Consider the following 17787-nt stretch of genomic DNA (forward strand, 5'->3'; position numbering starts at 1 on the left):
CCTATCGAGAAGGTCCGCTTCCGCCTGGCCCACGCCCACCGGAGGGCGGCTGATCGGCCGATCGTAACTTTCAAGATCCTCCCGGGTTGGTGCCGACCGCTCGTAAACTTCCCCTTTGTGACGTCGCCCCGCCGGACGACCGGGCCGGATCAGCTGCCTGGGAGTCCGCTCGTTCCCCAGCGGCGGCCGGCCCTGCGCGCCCTGCCAGGGCAGGCCGAGGTCGACCTGCCGCGTTCGCAGGAGGGGTCGCATCCGCAGCGGCTGCTCACCAGCCTGCTCGGTGACTACTGGCACGGCCGGCCCGAGCACCTGCCGTCGGCCRCCCTCGTGGCGCTGCTCGCCGACTTCGACGTGACGACGGTCGGCGCGCGGGCGGCGCTCTCGCGGCTGGCCAGGCGCGGCGTGCTGGAGTCGTCCCGCGTCGGGCGCAACACCTACTACGGGCTGACCGCCCAGGCGTCCGCCGTCGTGCTGGAGAACGTGCACCGGCTGCGGGCCTTCGGCGAGCGGCACGAGCCCTGGGACGGCCGGTGGACCGTCGCGGCCTTCTCGTTGCCCGAGGACCTGCGCGACGTCCGGCACGCGGTGCGCGGCCGGCTGCGCTGGCTCGGCTTCGCCCCGCTCTACGACGGCATGTGGGTGAGCCCCCGCCCGGTCGCGGAGGCCGCGCGGCGGGCGTTCGCCGAGCTGGGCGTGCTCGCCTCCACGGTTCTGACGACGACCCTCGACGCCCGCCGCAGCGACCCGCGCCCGCCGATGGCCGCCTGGGACCTGACCGAGCTCCGCGAGCTCTACGAGGACTTCGTCGCCACCAACACCCCGCTGCGTGACCGCGCGCGGGCCGGCCTGGTGACCGGCGCCGAGGCGATGTCCGCGCGGACCGCCCTGCTCGCGACCTGGCGGCGTTTCCCCAGTCTCGACCCGGACCTGCCGCTGGACCTGCTGCCCGAGCGCTGGCCGCGCCGCGCCGCCCGTACCCTGTTCGCCGAGATCTGCGACGGCCTCGGCCCGCCCGCGGCCGCGCGCTTCCGCGACGTCATCGCCGAGACCGCCCCCGACCTCGCCCACCTCGCCAGCTACCAACGCGTCGGCCCCTGATCAGGGTGGGCCCTGCCCCAGGCCCCTTACGGGACTTGACCACGGGTGCTGGACGCCGGGCCATGCCAAGCCTCTGGACGCCGGCCCGGGTATCCGTGTCCGCGTCGTCACCTAATCGCCGTACGGTTGGCGGGTGAGCCTGTTCGACACGGTGTCCCCGGCCGCCGACGCCGAGCCCCCCGGTGCCGCGGGTGACGGCCCCGCCGCGGCTGCCGCGCCGTTGGCCCCGACCGGGCCGCTGGCCGACCGGTTGCGCCCGCGCGGGCTCGACGAGCTGGTCGGCCAGCGCCACCTGCTCGGCCCTGGCAGCCCGCTGCGCCGGCTGGTCGAGGGCGGCGGGACGACCTCGGTCGTCCTGTGGGGCCCACCGGGCACCGGCAAGACGACGCTGGCGCACATCGTCTCCCGGGCGACCGGGCGGCGGTTTCGCGAGCTGTCGGCGGTCACGGCCGGCGTGAAGGACGTCCGGGCGGTGATCGACGAGGCTCGGGAGGCGCTGTCGAACAGCCGGTCCAGCCAGTCGCGCGCGCCGGCGCGGGAGCCGCGCCTGTTCGGCCCGGACGCGCCGGCCGGCGACGGGGCGCGGCCGGCGGACCTTCGCACGGTGCTGTTCATCGACGAGGTCCACCGGTTCACGAGGACCCAGCAGGACGCGCTGCTGCCCGCGGTGGAACGCGGCTGGATCACCCTGGTCGCCGCGACCACCGAGAACCCCTCGTTCTCCGTCGTGGCGCCGCTGCTGTCACGCTCACTGCTGTTCACCCTCACCCCGCTCACCGACGACGACATCCGTGTCCTGGTGCGCCGGGCGCTGGTCGACCCACGCGGCTACGGCGGCCGGGTGCGCATCGCCGCGGACGCGCTGGATCACCTGGTCCGGCTCGCGGGTGGCGACGCCCGGCGGGCGCTCACCGCGCTGGAGGCGAGCGCCGAGGCGGCCCTGGCCGCCGTCGGGCCGGCGTCGCCCCGGCGGGAGCCGGTCTCGCGACCACCGGCCGCCTCCGATGCCGGCGGGGACGCCCCGGCGTACCGCGAGCCCGCCACGCCGGCTGGCGGCGCGCCGGCCGCCGCCAGCGACGAGGCCGCCGCCGGCGGCGCGCTCAGTGACGAGGCCCTCAGCGGCGAGGCGGCCGGAGCCGGGACGGCCGGAGCTGGGACGGATGGAGCCGGGACGGCCGCGGCTGGGACGGTCGAGGCCACGGGGGCGCCGCCGGCCGAAGCGGGGTCGACGCGGGGCGCGGTGGACGGCGCGGCGGCGGGAGAGCCCGCTGCCGGCGACACCGATCCAGCCCGGGAGGCCGGGCGGGCCGGGGAGATCGCGGCGGGGGAGGACGAGCCCGCGGCCGCGGTGGACCTGGCGCTGCTCGAGCGCGCCGTCGACCGGGCCGCCGTCCGCTACGACCGGGCCGGCGACCAGCACTACGACATCGTCAGCGCCTTCATCAAGTCGATGCGGGGCGGCGACCCCGACGCGGCGCTGCACTACCTGGCCCGGATGCTGGAGGCCGGGGAGGATCCGCGTTTCATCGCCCGACGCATGATCATCCTTGCGAGCGAGGACATCGGGATGGCCGACCCGGGCGCGCTCGGAGTCGCCGTGGCGGCGGCGCAGGCCCTGGAGATGATCGGGTTGCCCGAGGCGCGCCTGGCGCTCGCGCAGGCCGTGATCCACCTCGCGCTCGCCCCCAAGTCCAACGCCGTGATCCGCGCGATCGACGCGGCGACGGCCGACGTGCGGGCGGGCAGGGGCGGCGCGGTGCCAGCCCACCTGCGTGACTCGCACTACCAGGGCGCCCGCCGGCTCGGGCACGGCGACGGCTACCGCTACCCGCACGACTACCCGGGTGGCGCGGTCGGCCAGCAGTACGCCCCGGACGAGCTGGTGGGCGTCGACTACTTCCGCCCCGGCGAGCTCGGCTTCGAGCGCCGCGCCGCGGCCCGGGCCCAGGAGCTGCGCGCCGTGGTCCGTGGCGGCGCGCCGCCGGCGGCCGGCACCGCCAGGCCGTCGACACCCGGCGGCGCCGGGCAGCCCGTGGCGCGCGGCACACACGGTGAGGGCGCATAGCGGGGCGAGCCATGGTTCGGGGCGTCCGGTCGGTAAGGTCCTGACACGACCGGTGTTCGCGTTCCGGGTAGATCCCGGCCACGCAGGCCCGGCCCACCGTAGAGGAGGAGCGAAGATGTCCGGTGGCGCGATGGCGGGGCTGATAGCCTCCGGCGCCTTCGCCGTGCTCGTCCTCTTCGGCTGTTACGCCCTCTACAAGCTCGGCAAGATCTTCGACGAGACCGCGGCCCGGGTCCGCCAGACCGGCATCGCCATCGACGAGGGCACCGCCAGGGTCCRCCAGGCCGGCGCCACCGTCGACGAGGTCAACGTCGCGCTCTCGCACGTCAACAAGGAGCTGGACCGGATCGACGCGATCACGGCAAACGTGCAGACCATCAGCACGAACGTGTCGTCGATGACCTCGCTGTTCGCGGCGACCGTCGGCGGCCCGATCGTGCGGGTCGCGGCCCTGTCCTACGGCGTGCGGCAGGCCGCCGCGAAGCGGGCGCGCGCCGAGGTCGACTCGCGGGTCGCGTCCGAGATCAAGGCGGAGAAGAAGGCCGCGCGGGCGAGCCGCCGCGCCGCGCCCGCCCAGCCCACGGCGGCGGACTTCGACGAGCCGGTGCGGGGCCGCTAGATGTCGCGCCGGCTGTTCTACGTCACCTTCGGCGCGGTCGCCGGGGTGCTGGTCGTCCGTCAGGCGGCCAAGGCCGCGGCGGCGCTGTCGCCGGGGAGTGTGGCGGGCTCGCTGGCGGCGTCGCTGTCGGAGTTCATGGCCGACGTCCGCGAGTTCATGGCCGAGCGCGAGGACGAGCTGCGAGACGCGCTCGGCCTCTACGACGACGAGGACGACGAGCTGCCCGCGGGCGCGTCCGAGGCGCCGAGCCTGCCGGATCCGCGCGGCCGGTAGCACGTCGGGCGTCACCTGGCGTCACTCGGTGTCACCCGGCCACCGGCGAAACTCCGTGGTCTCGTCACGAGGCGCGGCGATACGGTGACGTCGGTACACCGAGGGCGCGTGCCGTCGCGGCCACGATCTCACGTACTAGGTTGGACGGGGCTGGCGTGCGGCTGGGGCCGTGCTCCACACCGCGCCGCTCCGTCGTGTCACCGGCGACCGCCGCCCTGGCCGGTCGCCGCCACTGCCCGTTACCAACTCGACTCTGGACGACGTGAATCCGATGGAAACGGCCGAGATCCGCCGGCGCTTTCTCYCCCACTTCGAGCAGCGCGGCCACCTTGTTGTCCCCAGCGCCTCGCTGATCGCGGAGGACCCGACGCTGCTGCTGGTCAACGCCGGCATGGTGCCGTTCAAGCCCTACTTCCTCGGTGACCTCACCCCGCCGTCGCCGCGCGCGACGAGCGTGCAGAAGGTCGTCCGCACGGTCGACATCGACAACGTCGGCCAGACCGCCCGGCACGCGTCGTTCTTCCAGATGTGCGGCAACTTCTCCTTCGGCGACTACTTCAAGGCCGAAGTGATCCCGTGGGCCTTCGAGCTGCTGACCGAGGGGTTCGGCTTCAAGCCCGACGACCTCTGGGCGACGGTCTACCTGGACGACGACGAGGCCGAGGGGATCTGGAAGGGCCTGCTGCCAGCGGAACGCATCCAGCGCCGCGGCAAGGAGGACAACTACTGGTCGATGGGCGTGCCCGGCCCGTGCGGCCCGTGCAGTGAGATCTACTTCGACCGCGGCCCGGCGTACRGCCGCGACGGCGGCCCGGAGGCCGACGAGAACCGCTACCTCGAGGTCTGGAACCTCGTCTTCATGCAGTTCGAGCGGGGCGAGGGCGCCGGCTACGACTTCCCGATCCTGGGCGACCTGCCGGCGAGGAGCATCGACACCGGCATGGGCCTGGAGCGGATGGCGACCCTGCTGCAGGGCGTCGAGAACCTCTACGAGATCGACATCTCCCGCCCGGTGCTCGACCGCGCCGGCGAGCTGACCGGCAGGCGTTACGGCGAGAGCCACACCGACGACGTCCGGCTGCGCGTCATCGCGGACCACACCCGCACCGCCGCGATGCTGATCTCCGATGGCGTCGTCCCCTCCAACGAGGGCCGCGGCTATGTGCTGCGCCGGATGCTGCGCCGCGCGGTGCGTAACGTCCGCCTGCTCGGCGGGCGCGAGCCGGTGATGGAGGACCTGTTCGGCGTCGTGCGCGGAGCGATGGGCTCCATCTACCCCGAGCTGGTCGACCGGGCCGCGGCGATCACCAGCGTCGCCGTCGCCGAGGAGCGGGCGTTCCTGGAGACCCTGCGCACCGGCATCACCATCTTCGACACCGCGGTCGGCAGGGCGCGTGCCGCCGGCGCCTCCCAGCTCGCCGGCGACGAGGCGTTCCAGCTGCACGACACCTACGGCTTCCCCATCGACCTGACGCTGGAGATGGCCGCCGAGCAGGGCCTCAGCGTCGACGAGCCGGGTTTCCGCCGGTTGATGGAACGCCAGCGCGAGCTCGCGAAGGCCGACCGCGCGGGTCGCCGGATCGGCAACGTCGACCTCTCGGCGTTCCGCCCGATCCTGGCCCGTTCCGGCCCGACGTCGTTCACCGGCTACGCCGAGCTGTCCCGCACGGCGACCGTCGTCGGGCTGGTGTCGGCCGCGACCGGGCAGGGCGTCCCGGCGGCGGGCGAGGGCGAGGAGGTCGGCGTCGTCATCGACACGACGCCGTTCTACGCCGAGTCCGGCGGCCAGGAGGCCGACCTCGGCCGGTTCGTCTTCGACGGCGGCGAGGTGGAGATCCTCGACGTGCAGAAGCCGATCCCGGACCTCGTCATGCACCGCGGCAAGGTGCTGCGCGGCGAGCTGCGCCTCGGCGCGGAGGTCGAGGTGACGGTCGACGCCGACCGGCGCCGGGCGATCTCCCGTTCGCACACCGCCACCCACCTGGTCCACACGGCGTTCCGCCGCGCGCTCGGCGAGTCCGCCACCCAGGCCGGGTCGCTGAACTCGCCGGGCCGGCTGCGGTTCGACTTCCACTCGATGGGCGCGGTGCCGGCGGCGGTGCTCGCGGACGTCGAGGACGAGGTCAACGAGATCGCGCTGCGCGACCTCGAGGTGACCGCGTTCGTGACGACCCAGGACGAGGCCCGCCGGCTGGGCGCGATGGCGCTGTTCGGCGAGAAGTACGGCGAGCGGGTGCGTGTCGTCGACGTGGGCGACTACGCGCGCGAGCTGTGCGGCGGCACGCACGTCGCCCGCTCCGCCCAGCTCGGCGCGGTCAAGCTGCTGTCCGAGTCGTCGATCTCCGCCGGCACCCGACGGGTCGAGGGCCTCGTCGGCCTGGACGCCTTCCGCTTCCTGGCCCGCGAGCACCTGCTGGTCTCCCAGCTGGCCAGCGTGGTCAAGGCCCGCCCCGACGAGCTCGTCGACCGGGTCGCCGACGTGGTCACCCGGCTGCGCGACGCCGAGAAGGAGCTGGAGCGGCTGCGCGGCGAGGCGGTGCTCGCCGGTGCCGGGGGCCTCGCGAGCAGCGCGGTCGACGTGAACGGGGTCGCGCTCGTCGCGGCCGAGGCGCCGAACGGGACGTCCGCGGACGACCTGCGCAAGCTGGCGCTCGACGTCCGCGGCCGGCTCATCGACCGTCCCGCGGTCGTCGCGGCGGCTTCCGCGGCCGGCGAACGGGCGTTCCTCGTCGTCGTCACCACCGAGGGCGCGCGCGGCCTCGGCCTGAAGGCCGGCGACCTGGTCAAGGTCGCCACCGCCGAGCTCGGCGGGCGCGGCGGCGGCAAGCCCGACGTCGCCCAGGGCGGCGGCGGGGACGTCACCGGCGTCGGCCGCGCGCTGGCCAGGGTCCGCGACCTGGTCGCCGAGGCTGGCGCCGCGCGCCAGCATGACGGGAACTGAGGCTGACGCCACGCCAGGGCCGCTGGCCGGGCCGCCGGTAGAGCCGGCGCCGACCGAGCCGGCGGTTCCGGCGGCGGCGGGCCCAGCGGCGGCCGCGGGGACGGCGGGACCAGCGGGGACGGGCCGGGGCGGATCGACGCCGGAGCGGCGGCGCAAGCCGCGGCATCGCGAGGAGCGGCGGGAGCTGCCGCGCGGCGTCTGGCTCGGGGTCGACGTGGGCACGGTGCGCGTCGGCGTGGCCGCGAGCGACCCGGATGGGGTGCTCGCCCTACCGGTCGGTACCCTTCGTCGGGACGTGTCCAAAAACAGAGATCTAGCCCAGCTTGCCGAGATCGCCCGGGAGCGGCGGGCGGTGGCGGTCGTGGTCGGTCTGCCCAGGACCCTCTCCGGCGAGGAGGGGCCCGCGGCCATCGCGGCACGCCAGTACGCGCGGATGCTGGCCGACCGGGTCGCCCCGGTACCTGTCAGGCTCGTCGACGAACGGCTGACGACAGTGGCGGCGCACCGCAGAATGGCCGAGCGTGGGATGCGATCGCGTGCCCGTCGCGATCTCGTCGACCAGGAGGCAGCCGTGCAGATCCTGCAAAACGCCCTGGACGCCCGTCGGGGCGCGCCCGGCGCGCCCGGCCTGCCCCCCGCGGGCCGGCCGACGGAAGATCGGTGAGCCAGTACTGGGACCTCGACAACGGCGTCGGGGGCGGGAACGGGAACGGGAACGAACCATGGTCGAGCTCCCAGCGAGATGGCACCCGGCCCGTCGATCCGTTCGCGGTGAGCGGCCCGGACGATGACGCGGCGGACATCACCGTCGGTGGCTCACCCATGGCGGGTGGCCAGCCGGGTATGCCCGCCGCCGACTTCCCGGCCGCCGGGCCTGGCTACGGCGATGTCTTCACCGTCGACGACCAGCCCCGCTACCCGGGTGGCTACCCGGATGTGACCTCGACCGGGTCTGACCTTTTCACCCCGAGGGCCAGACCAGCCTTCCCCGCGGTGGACGTGTCCGGCCCGTCGATGTCCGGCCCCACTGTCTTCGGCGCGCCGGCGGCCGGGGCGGGGCAGGCCGTCTCCGGCCCTTACGCCGGTCCTCCGGCCGCCGGTGGCGCGTACCCGGGGCCGATGGTGACCGGTCCGCTCGTGACCGGTCCGCCCACCGGTGTGACCGTCACCGGCTCCGCCGGATACGGCGACGCGAACTACGGCGACGCGAACTACGGCGACGCGGCATCGGCCCACGACGCGCTCGGCTACCAGCCTTCCGCGCCGGCCTCTGGCCAGGCGCCCACCGACTACCAGAGCGGCCACCAGCCGACGGCCTACCGGAGCGGCGGCTACGAGGCCGGCGGCGACGCGTACGGCGCCACCGACTACCAGCCGGTGGCCGAAGGCCCCTCCGGTCACCATCCCGCCGGCGGCTACCCGGCCACCGGTTACCAGCAGCCCGCGGCTGGCCAGGGAGCCGGCTACGGAGCCACCGGGTACCAGGCAGCGGTCGACCACGGCCGCGGCGGCGGACCTGGCCACGACGCCGCGGCCGGCGGTGGCGTCGACGCGGCCGGCTACCAGAACCCCTTCCTCGTCGACCCGTACCCGCGGACCGGCGACCAGCAGCCGGGCGGCTACTTCACGGCGAGCGGGCCTGTCCGCCCTGACGCGGGTGCCGGCCACCAGGACACGCGCTACCTGGACGCCGGGTACCTGACCGGCGGCGGCCAGCAGGCTCCCGCCGATCCGTACTCGCCCTCCGCGTACCCGTCCTCCCAGGGCCAGACCGGGCCGGGTGGGGACACCGGCTTCGACGTCGCCGGTTCTGGCGGCGGCTACGGCACGGCCGGATATGCCTCCGGCGCGGGGCCCTCCGGCGCGGGCGATGGGCCCGCCGTCGACTGGTTCCCCGGAGCGGCCGGGCTCTCCGGCTCGACGGGGCCCTCCGGCTCCACCGGGCTGTTCGGTTCGACGGGGCCCTCCAGTTCGGCAGGGCTGTTCGGTCCGACGGGGTCTTCCGGCTCGACCGGGCCTTCCGGATCCGCCGGGCTGTTCGGCGTGGGCGGCGCCGGTGGCTCTACCGCCACCCAGTCGGCCGGATCACCGCCGGACGGGTACCGCGACCCGGGCGGAGGCTACGGCGAGCAGGCGCGGCCCGAGCCGGCATCGCCCGTCGACTACCCCGCGGGCGCCAGGAACCCCAACACCGGCGGATTCCACGCCCCGCCGCCTCCTCCGCCGGGTGAGGGCGGCCGCCCGTCAGGCCATCCCCGCCACGCCGGGACGGAGCGGCGCACCGAGGCACTGCGTTTCCGGATCAATCCGCTGGAGGACGAGTACRACCCCGGTGACGCGGGTGACGCGGGTGACAGGCGGTATCCGGCCGGCCCGCGCGCGCCAGGCGGCCGGACAGGTCAGGATGGCCGTCGCGGCGTACCTCGCGATGAGTTCGACGATGACGATTTCGACGACGACGACTTCCTGGACGACGATGACCTGGGCCGCCCCGGCCGGGGCCACCACGATGAGCTGGATGATGACCTGGATCACGACGCCGACCTGGCGGACGAGCACGACCGGCGACGCGGCGCGCATCCRCTGGGTGGCATGAACCGCCACCGGGGCGCGGACGACGGGAGCCGGCGCGGCAGCGCGCTGCCGAAGCTGCTCGCCATGCTCGTGGTGGTGGCGCTGGTGCTGGGCGGTCTGATCTTCGTCGGCGGCAAGATGATCGGCAAGATCGGCGGATCGCCGGAGATTCCCGACTATCCCGGGCCCGGCACCGGCAGCGTGTCCGTCACGATCGCCAAGGGCGCGAGCGCGACGGACATCGGGAAGGTGCTGTTCGACGCCGGCGTCGTCAAGAGCGAGAAGGCGTTCCGCACGGCCGCCGCCAACAACCCGGACTCTGTGAAGATCCAGCCGGGCATCTACACGCTGATGAAGCAGATGACCGCCGCCGGGGCCGTCGAGGCGCTGCTCGACCCGAAGACGAAGGCGAACAAGTACCGGCTCACGATTTCTGAGGGCAGGACGGTCGACTGGATCATCACCGAGGTGTCCACGAAGCTCGGTGTGCCGAAGGACCAGTACGAGGCGATCGTCAAGGACCCGGCCGGCCAGGGGCTGAAGCTGCCGAGCTACTGGAAGGACCCGGGCCCGAGCGCGAAGAACAAGGTCGAGGGCTACCTGTTCCCGGCGACCTACGACCTGAACCCGAAAGACACGCCCGTGCAGACCCTCCAGCACATGGTCGACCAGTTCACGAGCACGGCCACGACCCTCAACCTCGAGGGCAGGGCCGCGCAGCTGGGCAGGACGCCGAACGAGATCATCACTATCGCCTCGATCGTCGAGATGGAGGTGCGGCTCCCCGAGGAACGGCCCAGGGTCGCGCGGGTGGTCTACAACCGGCTGGCCGACAGGACCGGCGCGTTCCGAACGCTCGGAATGGACGCGACGACGCGATATGCCGTGGGCAAGTTCACCGGGCAGCTCACCCAGAGCGACCTCGCGAACCCGAGCCCCTACAACACGTCGGCCAACAACCCGAACGGCAGGGGCTTGCCACCGGGCGCCATCGCGAACCCCAGCAAGGAGGCTCTGGAGGCGGYGCTCAGCCCAGCGGATGGGACCTGGCTGTACTTCGTCTGGCTGCCGAAGTCGAAGTTCACGGAGTTCTCGACCACGGAGGACCAGCGGATCGCCGCGGAGGGTAAGGCCCGCGACGAGGGCGCACAGCCCGGTGACTGACACCCGGCGCCCCGGGCGCGAGAGACCTAGGCATCGTCGCCGCGGAGGTCCCCGAAGATTGGCGCCGGCCTGTTTCGTGGGGAGCACCCTCGGCCTGGGTCCGGCCGGTGGGCCGCGGCGCTCAGACGCGTCGCGGCCGGCGGCTGGACCGATGCCCTCGGCTGTGTCAGGCTGATCCGTCGTGTTTGCGTTCGCCACCACGCCGTCGGCCTCGGGCCGGGAGAAGTCTCTACCCGCGCGAGGCGGTGACTATCGTGGCTGAGGTTCCCCGGCCGGCACAGGCGTCACGGCGGGCGGCGGTGCTCGGCTCGCCGATCGCGCACTCGCTCTCGCCGGTGCTGCACCGGGCCGCCTACCAGGCGCTCGGGCTGGACGGCTGGTCCTACACGGCGATCGAGGCCGACGAGGCGGCGCTGCCGGCGCTGCTGGAGCGGATCCGCGGCGAGTCCGGCTGGGCCGGGCTGTCGCTGACCATGCCGCTCAAGACGGCCGCGGTCCCGCTCGTCGACCGCCTCGACGAGAGCGCCCGGCTCGTCGGCGCGCTCAACACGATCGTGGTCGAGCCGGACGGGACGCTGACCGGCCACAACACCGACATCGCCGGCATCCGCCACGCCATCCGCCAGGTCCTCGGGGCCGGCCGGCAGCCCAGCGGGGCCGAGGCGATGGTCGCTCCCTCGCAGCCCGCCTGGTCGCCGGCCACGCCCGACCAGCCGGCGATGCCCACGCTGCCGGGGGCGCTCATGGCGCCGCCCGTGCGAGCGCTCGTCCTGGGCGCCGGCGGGACGGCGCGCGCCGCCGTGGCCGCGCTCGCGAGCGTCGGGGTGCGCCGGGTGGGCGTCATCGCCCGCCGGCCCGCCGCCGTCGCCCCGCTCGCCGAGATCGGCGAGCGCGTCGGCCTCACCGTCACCGCCCTGCCCTGGGAGATCGTCGCCGGCGGCCTGCGGTCCGGCCCCGACCTGGTCGTGGCGACCACACCCGAGGGCATCACCGACCAGGTGGCCGAGTGGACCTGGCCGGCCAGCTGCCCCCTCGTCGAACTGCTCTACCACCCGTGGCCGACGGCGCTCGCCGTGACGGCGTACCGCTCCGGTGCCCGCGTCGCCGGCGGCATGGTCGTGCTGGCCGCCCAGGCGGCCGAGCAGGTCGCCCTGTTCACCGGCCGCGCGGTCGACGTGGGCCTGCTCATGGCCGCCGGTACCCAGGCACTGACCCACCGCGCGGCGACCTCGCCCGCCGTCCCATCCGTCATCCCGGGTGCCGACGGCCTGGGCCTGACCAGCCGCGCCGGCTAGCGCGCGTCGCGGGGCGCGGGGTGGGGCTGGCCGTCGCCGTGGTGCTCGCGGTGGCCGCGGTCGCGACCGCGCCGCTGATGCCCCGGGTGGTCGGCGCGTTCGCCCCCTACGAGGGCGCCGCGGTGCGCCGCTCGATCCCGTCGACGGCGGCCTTCGCCGCGGTCACGGCGATCGCGGTGACCGCGGTCACCGCCGTGCTGCGCGACCGTCCCGGCTGGCTGCCCGCCTACCTCTACCTGACCGTCGCCGGGATCGTGCTGGCGGCGGTCGACCTGCGGGTCCACCGGCTCCCGGACGCGATCGTCCTGCCGAGCTACCCGGTTCTCGCCGTGTTGCTGGGTCTCGCCGCGGTTGTCGACGGTCTCAGCCGGGATACCTGGGACGCCCGCCACGCGATCGCCGCCGCCGCGGCGGCGGGTGCCCTGCTCGCCGTCTTCGGCACGATGTACCTGATCCCGGGCGGTGGCCTCGGCCTCGGCGACGTGAAACTCGTCGGCCTGCTGGGCGCCGCCCTCGGCTGGCTCGGCCCGTCGACGGTGCTCCTGGGGCTGCTCACCGGCCTGKTCATCGCCGGTCTCTACGCGGGCGTCCTGCTCGTGACCCGCCGTGCCAGCCGCTCCGACCCCATCGCCTACGGCCCCCACCTGCTGCTCGGAGCCTTCGTCGCGATCCTCGTCACCGGCACGGGTACCTGAGTCCTGTGCCGCCGGCGGCCGGGAAGGTGCGAGCCGCGTGAAAGACTGGGTGGCATGGTGCGGTGGTTGACGGCAGGGGAGTCGCACGGACCCGCGCTGGTCGCGACCGTGGAGGGGCTGCCCGCCGGGATCCGGGTGACGAGCTCGGACATCGGGGACGATCTGGCGCGGCGGCGGCTCGGTTACGGCCGGGGTGCCCGGATGAAGTTCGAGCGGGACGAGGTCGAGCTGCTCGGCGGCCTGCGGCACGGGGTCAGCCTCGGCGGGCCGGTGAGCGTGGTGGTGCGCAACACCGAGTGGCCGAAGTGGTCGAAGGTGATGTCGCCGGACCCGGTGGACCCGGCCGAGCTCGAGGGGCTCGGCCGCAACGCGCCGCTGAGCCGCCCCCGCCCGGGGCACGCGGACCTGGCCGGCATGCAGAAGTACGGCTTCGACGACGCCCGCCCGGTGCTGGAGCGGGCGAGCGCCCGCGAGACGGCCGCCCGGGTGGCGCTCGGGACGGTGGCGAAGGCGTTCCTGCGGCAGGCCTACGGCGTCGAGGTGCTCTCCCATGTGCTCTCGATCGGCGAGGCCGCGGTTCCGGCGGGAACGCCGTTGCCCGGCCCGGGCATGCTCGCCGCGATCGACGCCGACCCGTGCCGGTGCGCCGACCCGGCGACGAGCGCCCGGATGGTCACCGCGATCGACGAGGCGCAGAAGGACGCGGACACGCTCGGCGGCGTCGTCGAGGTGCTGGTCTACGGCCTGCCGCCGGGCCTCGGCAGCTACGTGCACGGCGACCGGCGGCTCGACGCGCGCCTGGCCGGCGAGCTGATGGGCATCCAGGCGATCAAGGGCGTCGAGTTCGGCGACGGGTTCGAGACGGCCCGGCGGCGTGGGTCGGCGGCGCATGACGAGATCGAGGTGCTCGCGCCCGAGGGCGGCGTCCAGCGGGTGCGGCGGGCGACGGACCGGGCCGGCGGCGTCGAGGGTGGCATGACCAACGGCGAGGTGCTGCGGGTCCGGGCCGCGATGAAGCCGATCTCCACGCTGTCCCGCCCGCTGTCGACCGTCGACGTCGCGACCGGCGAGACCGCGGTGGCGATCGCGCAGCGCTCCGACGTGTGCGCCGTGCCCGCGGCGGGCGTCGTCGCGGAGGCGATGGTCGCGCTGGTGGTCGCCGGCGCCGCGCTGGAGAAGTTCGGCGGTGACTCGGTCGAGGAGACCCGGCGCAACCACGAGTCGTACCTGAAGTCGCTGGCGGTGCGCTCGTGAGCGAGGCGCCGGAGCGAACGCGGGACACGGGTGGAGATGTCCGGCCGGTGGCCGTGCTGGTGGGGCCGCCGGGGGCCGGGAAGACGACGGTCGGTGAGCTGCTCGCCAGGCGGCTCGGGGTGACGCTGCGCGACACCGACGCCGACATCGAGGCGGCGCTGGGCATGACCGTCGCCGACATCTTCATCGAGAAGGGCGAGGACGCCTTCCGGGCCGCCGAGCGCGACGCCGTCACGGCCGCGCTCGCCGAGCACCCGGGGGTGCTGGCCCTCGGTGGCGGCGCGGTGATCGACCCGGGCAACCGGGCGGCGCTCGCCGGCCACACCGTCGTCTACCTGGAGGTCGACGTCTCCGACGCCGCCAGGCGCGTCGGCCTCGCCCGCGACAGGCCGCTGCTCATCGAGGCGCCCCGGGCGCGGCTGGCCGCGCTGCTCAGGGAACGCCGCCCGCTCTACGACGAGGTGGCGGCGCTCATGGTGAACACCAGCGGGCGCACCCCCGAAGAGGTCGCCGAGGACGTACTCGCGAGGATCTCGGCGTGAGCGGGACGAGCGGCGCGACGCGGGCGGCGACCGAGCCGGTGCGGGTGGCGGTCGCGCCCGCCGGCGAGCGGCCGTACGAGGTGCTCGTCGGGGACGGCCTGGTCGGTGAGCTCGCCGGTATGGCCGCCGGGCGGACCAGGGCGGCCGTGCTGCATCCCGCGGCGATGGCCGCCCAGGCCGCCGGCGCGGTGGCGGACCTGCGGGCCGCCGGGGTGGAGGCGCACCCGGTCGCCGTGCCGGACGGGGAGACGGCCAAGGAGCTGGCCGTCGCCGGGCGCTGCTGGGACGAGCTGGGCCGGCTCGGTTTCACCCGCGACGACCTGGTGGTCGGGTTCGGCGGTGGCACGGTGACGGACCTCGCCGGTTTCGTCGCCGCCTGCTGGCTGCGCGGTGTGGACGTCATCCAGGTGCCGACGACGGTCCTGGCGATGGTCGACGCGGCCGTGGGCGGCAAGACCGGCGTCGACACGGCCGCGGGCAAGAACCTCGTCGGCGCGTTCCACCAGCCGCTGGCCGTCCTCTGTGACACGGCGCTGCTGGCCACGCTGCCGCCGGCGGAGACCGCGGCCGGGCTCGCCGAGGTGGTCAAGGCCGGCTTCATCGCGGACCCGGCGATCCTCGACCTGCTCGACGCCGACCCGACCGGCGCCGCCCACCTGCCCGAGCTCATCGAGCGGGCGATCCGGGTCAAGGCGGACGTCGTCTCCGGCGACCCGCGTGAGGCCGGTCGCCGCGAGATCCTGAACTACGGCCACACCCTCGGGCACGCGATCGAGAAGGTCGAGCACTACACCTGGCGGCACGGCGCGGCGATCTCCGTCGGGATGGTGTTCGCCGCCGAGCTGTCCCGGCTCGCCGCCGGCCTGGACGCGGCCGTCGCCGGGCGCCACCGCGAGCTGCTCACCCGGGTCGGCCTGCCCGTGAGCTATCCGGAGAAGGCCTGGCCGGACCTGCTGGCCGCGATGCGGGTCGACAAGAAGTCGCGCGGGCGGATGCTGCGCTTCGTCGTCCTCGACGCCCTCGGTTCGGCCCGCATCCTCGCCGACCCGGATCCCGCCCTGGTACGGGCCGCCTTCGACGCGGTGGCGGCGGGGGAGGGAAAGGGCTGATGACGCCGGTCCTGGTGCTGTCGGGGGTGAACCTGGGCCGGCTCGGCAAGCGGGAGCCGGCGGTCTACGGGCACATGACGTACGCCCAGCTGGTCGCCGAGGTGGAGAGGACCGCGGCGGAGCTCGCCGTCGCCGTCGACTGCCGGCAGACCGACGACGAGGCGACGATGATCGGCTGGCTGCACGAGGCCGCCGACACCGGCGCCGCGGTCGTCCTCAACCCCGGCGCGTGGACGCACTACTCCTACGCCCTGCGCGACGCCGCCGCCGCCCTCACCGGCCCACTCATCGAGGTGCACCTCTCCCAGGTCGCCGCCCGCGAGCCATTCCGTCATGTCAGCGTCATYGGGCCCGTGGCGACCGGCACGATCACCGGCCTAGGCGCCGAGAGCTACCTCCTGGCCCTCCGCGCGCTGGCGAGCCGCCTGTCCAAGAGCGTCTGACCACTCCTCGCTCGGTACACTCATCCGCGACCTCGACGAAGCGGATCGCATAGAGAGACTTTGCACTGTGGCAACCTCGAACGACCTGAAGAACGGCATGACGCTCGACATCGACGGTGTCCTGTGGAACGTCGTCGGCTTCCAGCATGTCAAGCCGGGCAAGGGCGGGGCGTTCGTCCGCACCACCCTGAAGAACGTGCTCACCGGCAAGGTGGTCGACCGCACCTTCAACGCGGGCGTCAAGGTGGAGGTCGCCACCGTCGACCGGCGGGAGATGACCTACCTCTACCGCGACGGCGCCGAGTTCGTCTTCATGGACAGCGAGTCCTACGACCAGATCCCGATCCCGCCGGAGGTCGTGGRCACGGTCGCTGACTACATGCTGGAGAACACCGTCGCGACGGTGGCGCTGCACGACGGCGTCGCGCTGTACGTCGAGCTCCCGGCGAGCGTCGAGCTGACGATCTCGCACACCGACCCGGGCCTGCAGGGCGACCGGTCCACCGGCGGCACGAAGCCGGCGGAGCTGGAGACCGGCGCGACCATCCAGGTGCCGCTGTTCGTCACGACCGGCGAGAAGGTGAAGGTCGACACCCGCGACGGGCGTTACCTCGGCCGGGTGACCAGCTGAGCGCCAGGTCGAAGTCGCGCAAGCGCGCGCTCGACATTCTCTACGAGGCGGACCTGCGGTCCGTCTCCCCGCTGGAGACGCTCGCGGCGCGGTCGGCCCAGTCCGACCCGCCGGTCAACGAGTACACCCGGGACCTCGTCCGGGACGTGGCCGAGCACCAGAAGCGGATCGACGGGCTCATCGCCGAGCACGCCGAGGGGTGGACACTCGATCGGATGCCGGCGGTGGACCGCAACATTCTGCGGATCGCGGTCCTGGAAATGGTCTGGCGGGATGACATCCCGGACCGGGTGGCGATAGACGAGGCGGTGGAACTGGCGAAGTCGGTGTCCACCGACCGCTCACCGGCCTTCGTCAACGGCCTGCTCGCCAGCCTCCTGGACGTCAAGCCGTCCGCGGTGGACTAGCGGCGCGAAGGGTCCTCGCCGGTCAGCCGGCCTCGCGAGCCGGCTGGCCGCGGTCCGCGGCTGCCCCGGTACGCCGCCTCGTGCGGCGTACCGGGTTGGTGCCCGGCGTCAGACCGAGAGGGGCTCTAAGCGTCCGAGGCGGCGGCTTCCTGGCCGGCCTCGGGAGAGAGCACGCCCCACGACACGAGCTGCTCGGTGAGCTTGCTCGGCGAGGTGTCGTAGATCACCGCGAGGGAACGCAGGTCCTCGTAGCGGATCGACAGGACGCGGCCGTTGTAGTCACCGCGCTGGCTCTGGATGGTGGCCGCGTACCGGGCGAGCGGGCCGCCCTGCTCCTTCGGGACCTGCGAGAGCCGCTCGAGGTCAAGGACGATGCGCGGAGACTGCTCCAGCGGAGCGACGGTCGAGCCTTCGGGAAGGAGCTCGCCCACCGGCACGCCGTAGAACTCGGCGAGCTCGGACAGGCGCTGAACGGTGACGGCGCGGTCCCCACGTTCGTAGGAACCCACGACGACGGCCTTCCACCGACCGTGCGACTTCTCCTCCACGCCATGCAGCGAGAGCCCCTGCTGGGTGCGTATTGCCCGCAGCCGAGCACCGAGCGCCTTCGCATAGTMGGACATCGGAGTGCCCACTCCTGTCGTGGTCTGAGTCAGATGGAGCCGAGGCTCTTGCCG

The 17787-nt window shown here is 74.1% G+C and carries 16 protein-coding genes; 15 read left to right on the forward strand and 1 reads right to left on the reverse strand.

The genetic code is table 11. The features are described from left to right. Window positions 1–117: 117 nt before the first annotated feature. From BL253_RS17590 to nusB, 15 genes are all read left to right on the forward strand, one after another. The gene (locus BL253_RS17590; RefSeq protein WP_076818203.1) at window positions 118–1098 is read left to right on the forward strand and encodes a PaaX family transcriptional regulator; all 981 of its coding nucleotides are present in this window, start codon (window positions 118–120) and stop codon (window positions 1096–1098) included. A gap of 133 nt (window positions 1099–1231) precedes the next feature. Continuing rightward, window positions 1232–3163 (forward strand): replication-associated recombination protein A, encoded by a 1932-nt coding sequence (locus tag BL253_RS17595; protein ID WP_076818204.1) that lies wholly within the window; start codon window positions 1232–1234, stop codon window positions 3161–3163. Between the two features lie 115 nt (window positions 3164–3278). Beyond that, complete coding sequence (locus BL253_RS17600) at window positions 3279–3782, forward strand: DUF948 domain-containing protein (RefSeq protein ID WP_076818205.1); 504 nt, start codon at window positions 3279–3281, stop codon at window positions 3780–3782. After that, entirely contained in the window at window positions 3783–4055 is a 273-nt protein-coding gene (locus BL253_RS17605) for a DUF6167 family protein (protein WP_076818206.1), read from the forward strand. A gap of 271 nt (window positions 4056–4326) precedes the next feature. Further along, the gene (alaS, locus tag BL253_RS17610; RefSeq protein WP_076818207.1) at window positions 4327–6996 is read left to right on the forward strand and encodes an alanine--tRNA ligase; all 2670 of its coding nucleotides are present in this window, start codon (window positions 4327–4329) and stop codon (window positions 6994–6996) included. Then, the gene (gene ruvX / locus BL253_RS17615; RefSeq protein ID WP_420801679.1) at window positions 6983–7660 is read left to right on the forward strand and encodes a Holliday junction resolvase RuvX; all 678 of its coding nucleotides are present in this window, start codon (window positions 6983–6985) and stop codon (window positions 7658–7660) included. The genes alaS and ruvX overlap by 14 nt, the downstream gene beginning before the upstream one ends. Beyond that, on the forward strand, window positions 7657–10734 hold the full coding sequence (gene mltG, locus BL253_RS39375) for an endolytic transglycosylase MltG (protein WP_081438411.1): 3078 nt from the start codon (window positions 7657–7659) through the stop codon (window positions 10732–10734). Before ruvX ends, mltG begins: the two co-directional genes overlap by 4 nt. A gap of 254 nt (window positions 10735–10988) precedes the next feature. Then, window positions 10989–12029: a shikimate dehydrogenase family protein gene (locus BL253_RS17625; RefSeq protein WP_076818208.1), complete on the forward strand. Its 1041-nt coding sequence runs from the start codon at window positions 10989–10991 to the stop codon at window positions 12027–12029. A 20-nt stretch (window positions 12030–12049) separates the two neighbouring features. After that, a complete protein-coding gene (locus BL253_RS17630) occupies window positions 12050–12724 on the forward strand; it encodes a prepilin peptidase (RefSeq protein ID WP_076818209.1) in 675 nt (224 codons plus the stop codon). Window positions 12725–12778: 54 nt separating this feature from the next. Then, window positions 12779–13978 (forward strand): chorismate synthase, encoded by a 1200-nt coding sequence (gene aroC, locus BL253_RS17635; protein ID WP_076818210.1) that lies wholly within the window; start codon window positions 12779–12781, stop codon window positions 13976–13978. Further along, complete coding sequence (locus BL253_RS17640) at window positions 13975–14520, forward strand: shikimate kinase (protein ID WP_076818211.1); 546 nt, start codon at window positions 13975–13977, stop codon at window positions 14518–14520. Before aroC ends, BL253_RS17640 begins: the two co-directional genes overlap by 4 nt. Beyond that, window positions 14517–15629 (forward strand): 3-dehydroquinate synthase, encoded by a 1113-nt coding sequence (gene aroB, locus BL253_RS17645; protein WP_076818212.1) that lies wholly within the window; start codon window positions 14517–14519, stop codon window positions 15627–15629. The genes BL253_RS17640 and aroB overlap by 4 nt, the downstream gene beginning before the upstream one ends. Continuing rightward, on the forward strand, window positions 15629–16072 hold the full coding sequence (gene aroQ, locus BL253_RS17650) for a type II 3-dehydroquinate dehydratase (RefSeq protein ID WP_076818213.1): 444 nt from the start codon (window positions 15629–15631) through the stop codon (window positions 16070–16072). The genes aroB and aroQ overlap by 1 nt, the downstream gene beginning before the upstream one ends. A 67-nt stretch (window positions 16073–16139) precedes the next feature. After that, window positions 16140–16703 carry an elongation factor P gene (gene efp / locus BL253_RS17655; protein WP_076818214.1) on the forward strand — a complete coding sequence of 188 codons (564 nt, stop codon included), beginning with the start codon at window positions 16140–16142 and terminating at the stop codon, window positions 16701–16703. Further along, complete coding sequence (gene nusB / locus BL253_RS17660) at window positions 16700–17110, forward strand: transcription antitermination factor NusB (RefSeq protein WP_076818215.1); 411 nt, start codon at window positions 16700–16702, stop codon at window positions 17108–17110. The genes efp and nusB overlap by 4 nt, the downstream gene beginning before the upstream one ends. 125 nt (window positions 17111–17235) lie before the next feature. On the opposite strand, the gene bldD is transcribed toward nusB, so the two are convergent. After that, complete coding sequence (bldD, locus tag BL253_RS17665) at window positions 17236–17733, reverse strand: transcriptional regulator BldD (RefSeq protein ID WP_076818216.1); 498 nt, start codon at window positions 17731–17733, stop codon at window positions 17236–17238. Window positions 17734–17787: the final 54 nt, after the last annotated feature.

Origin of the sequence: Pseudofrankia asymbiotica, assembly GCF_001983105.1 — a bacterium.
Lineage (GTDB): Bacteria > Actinomycetota > Actinomycetes > Frankiales > Frankiaceae > Pseudofrankia > Pseudofrankia asymbiotica.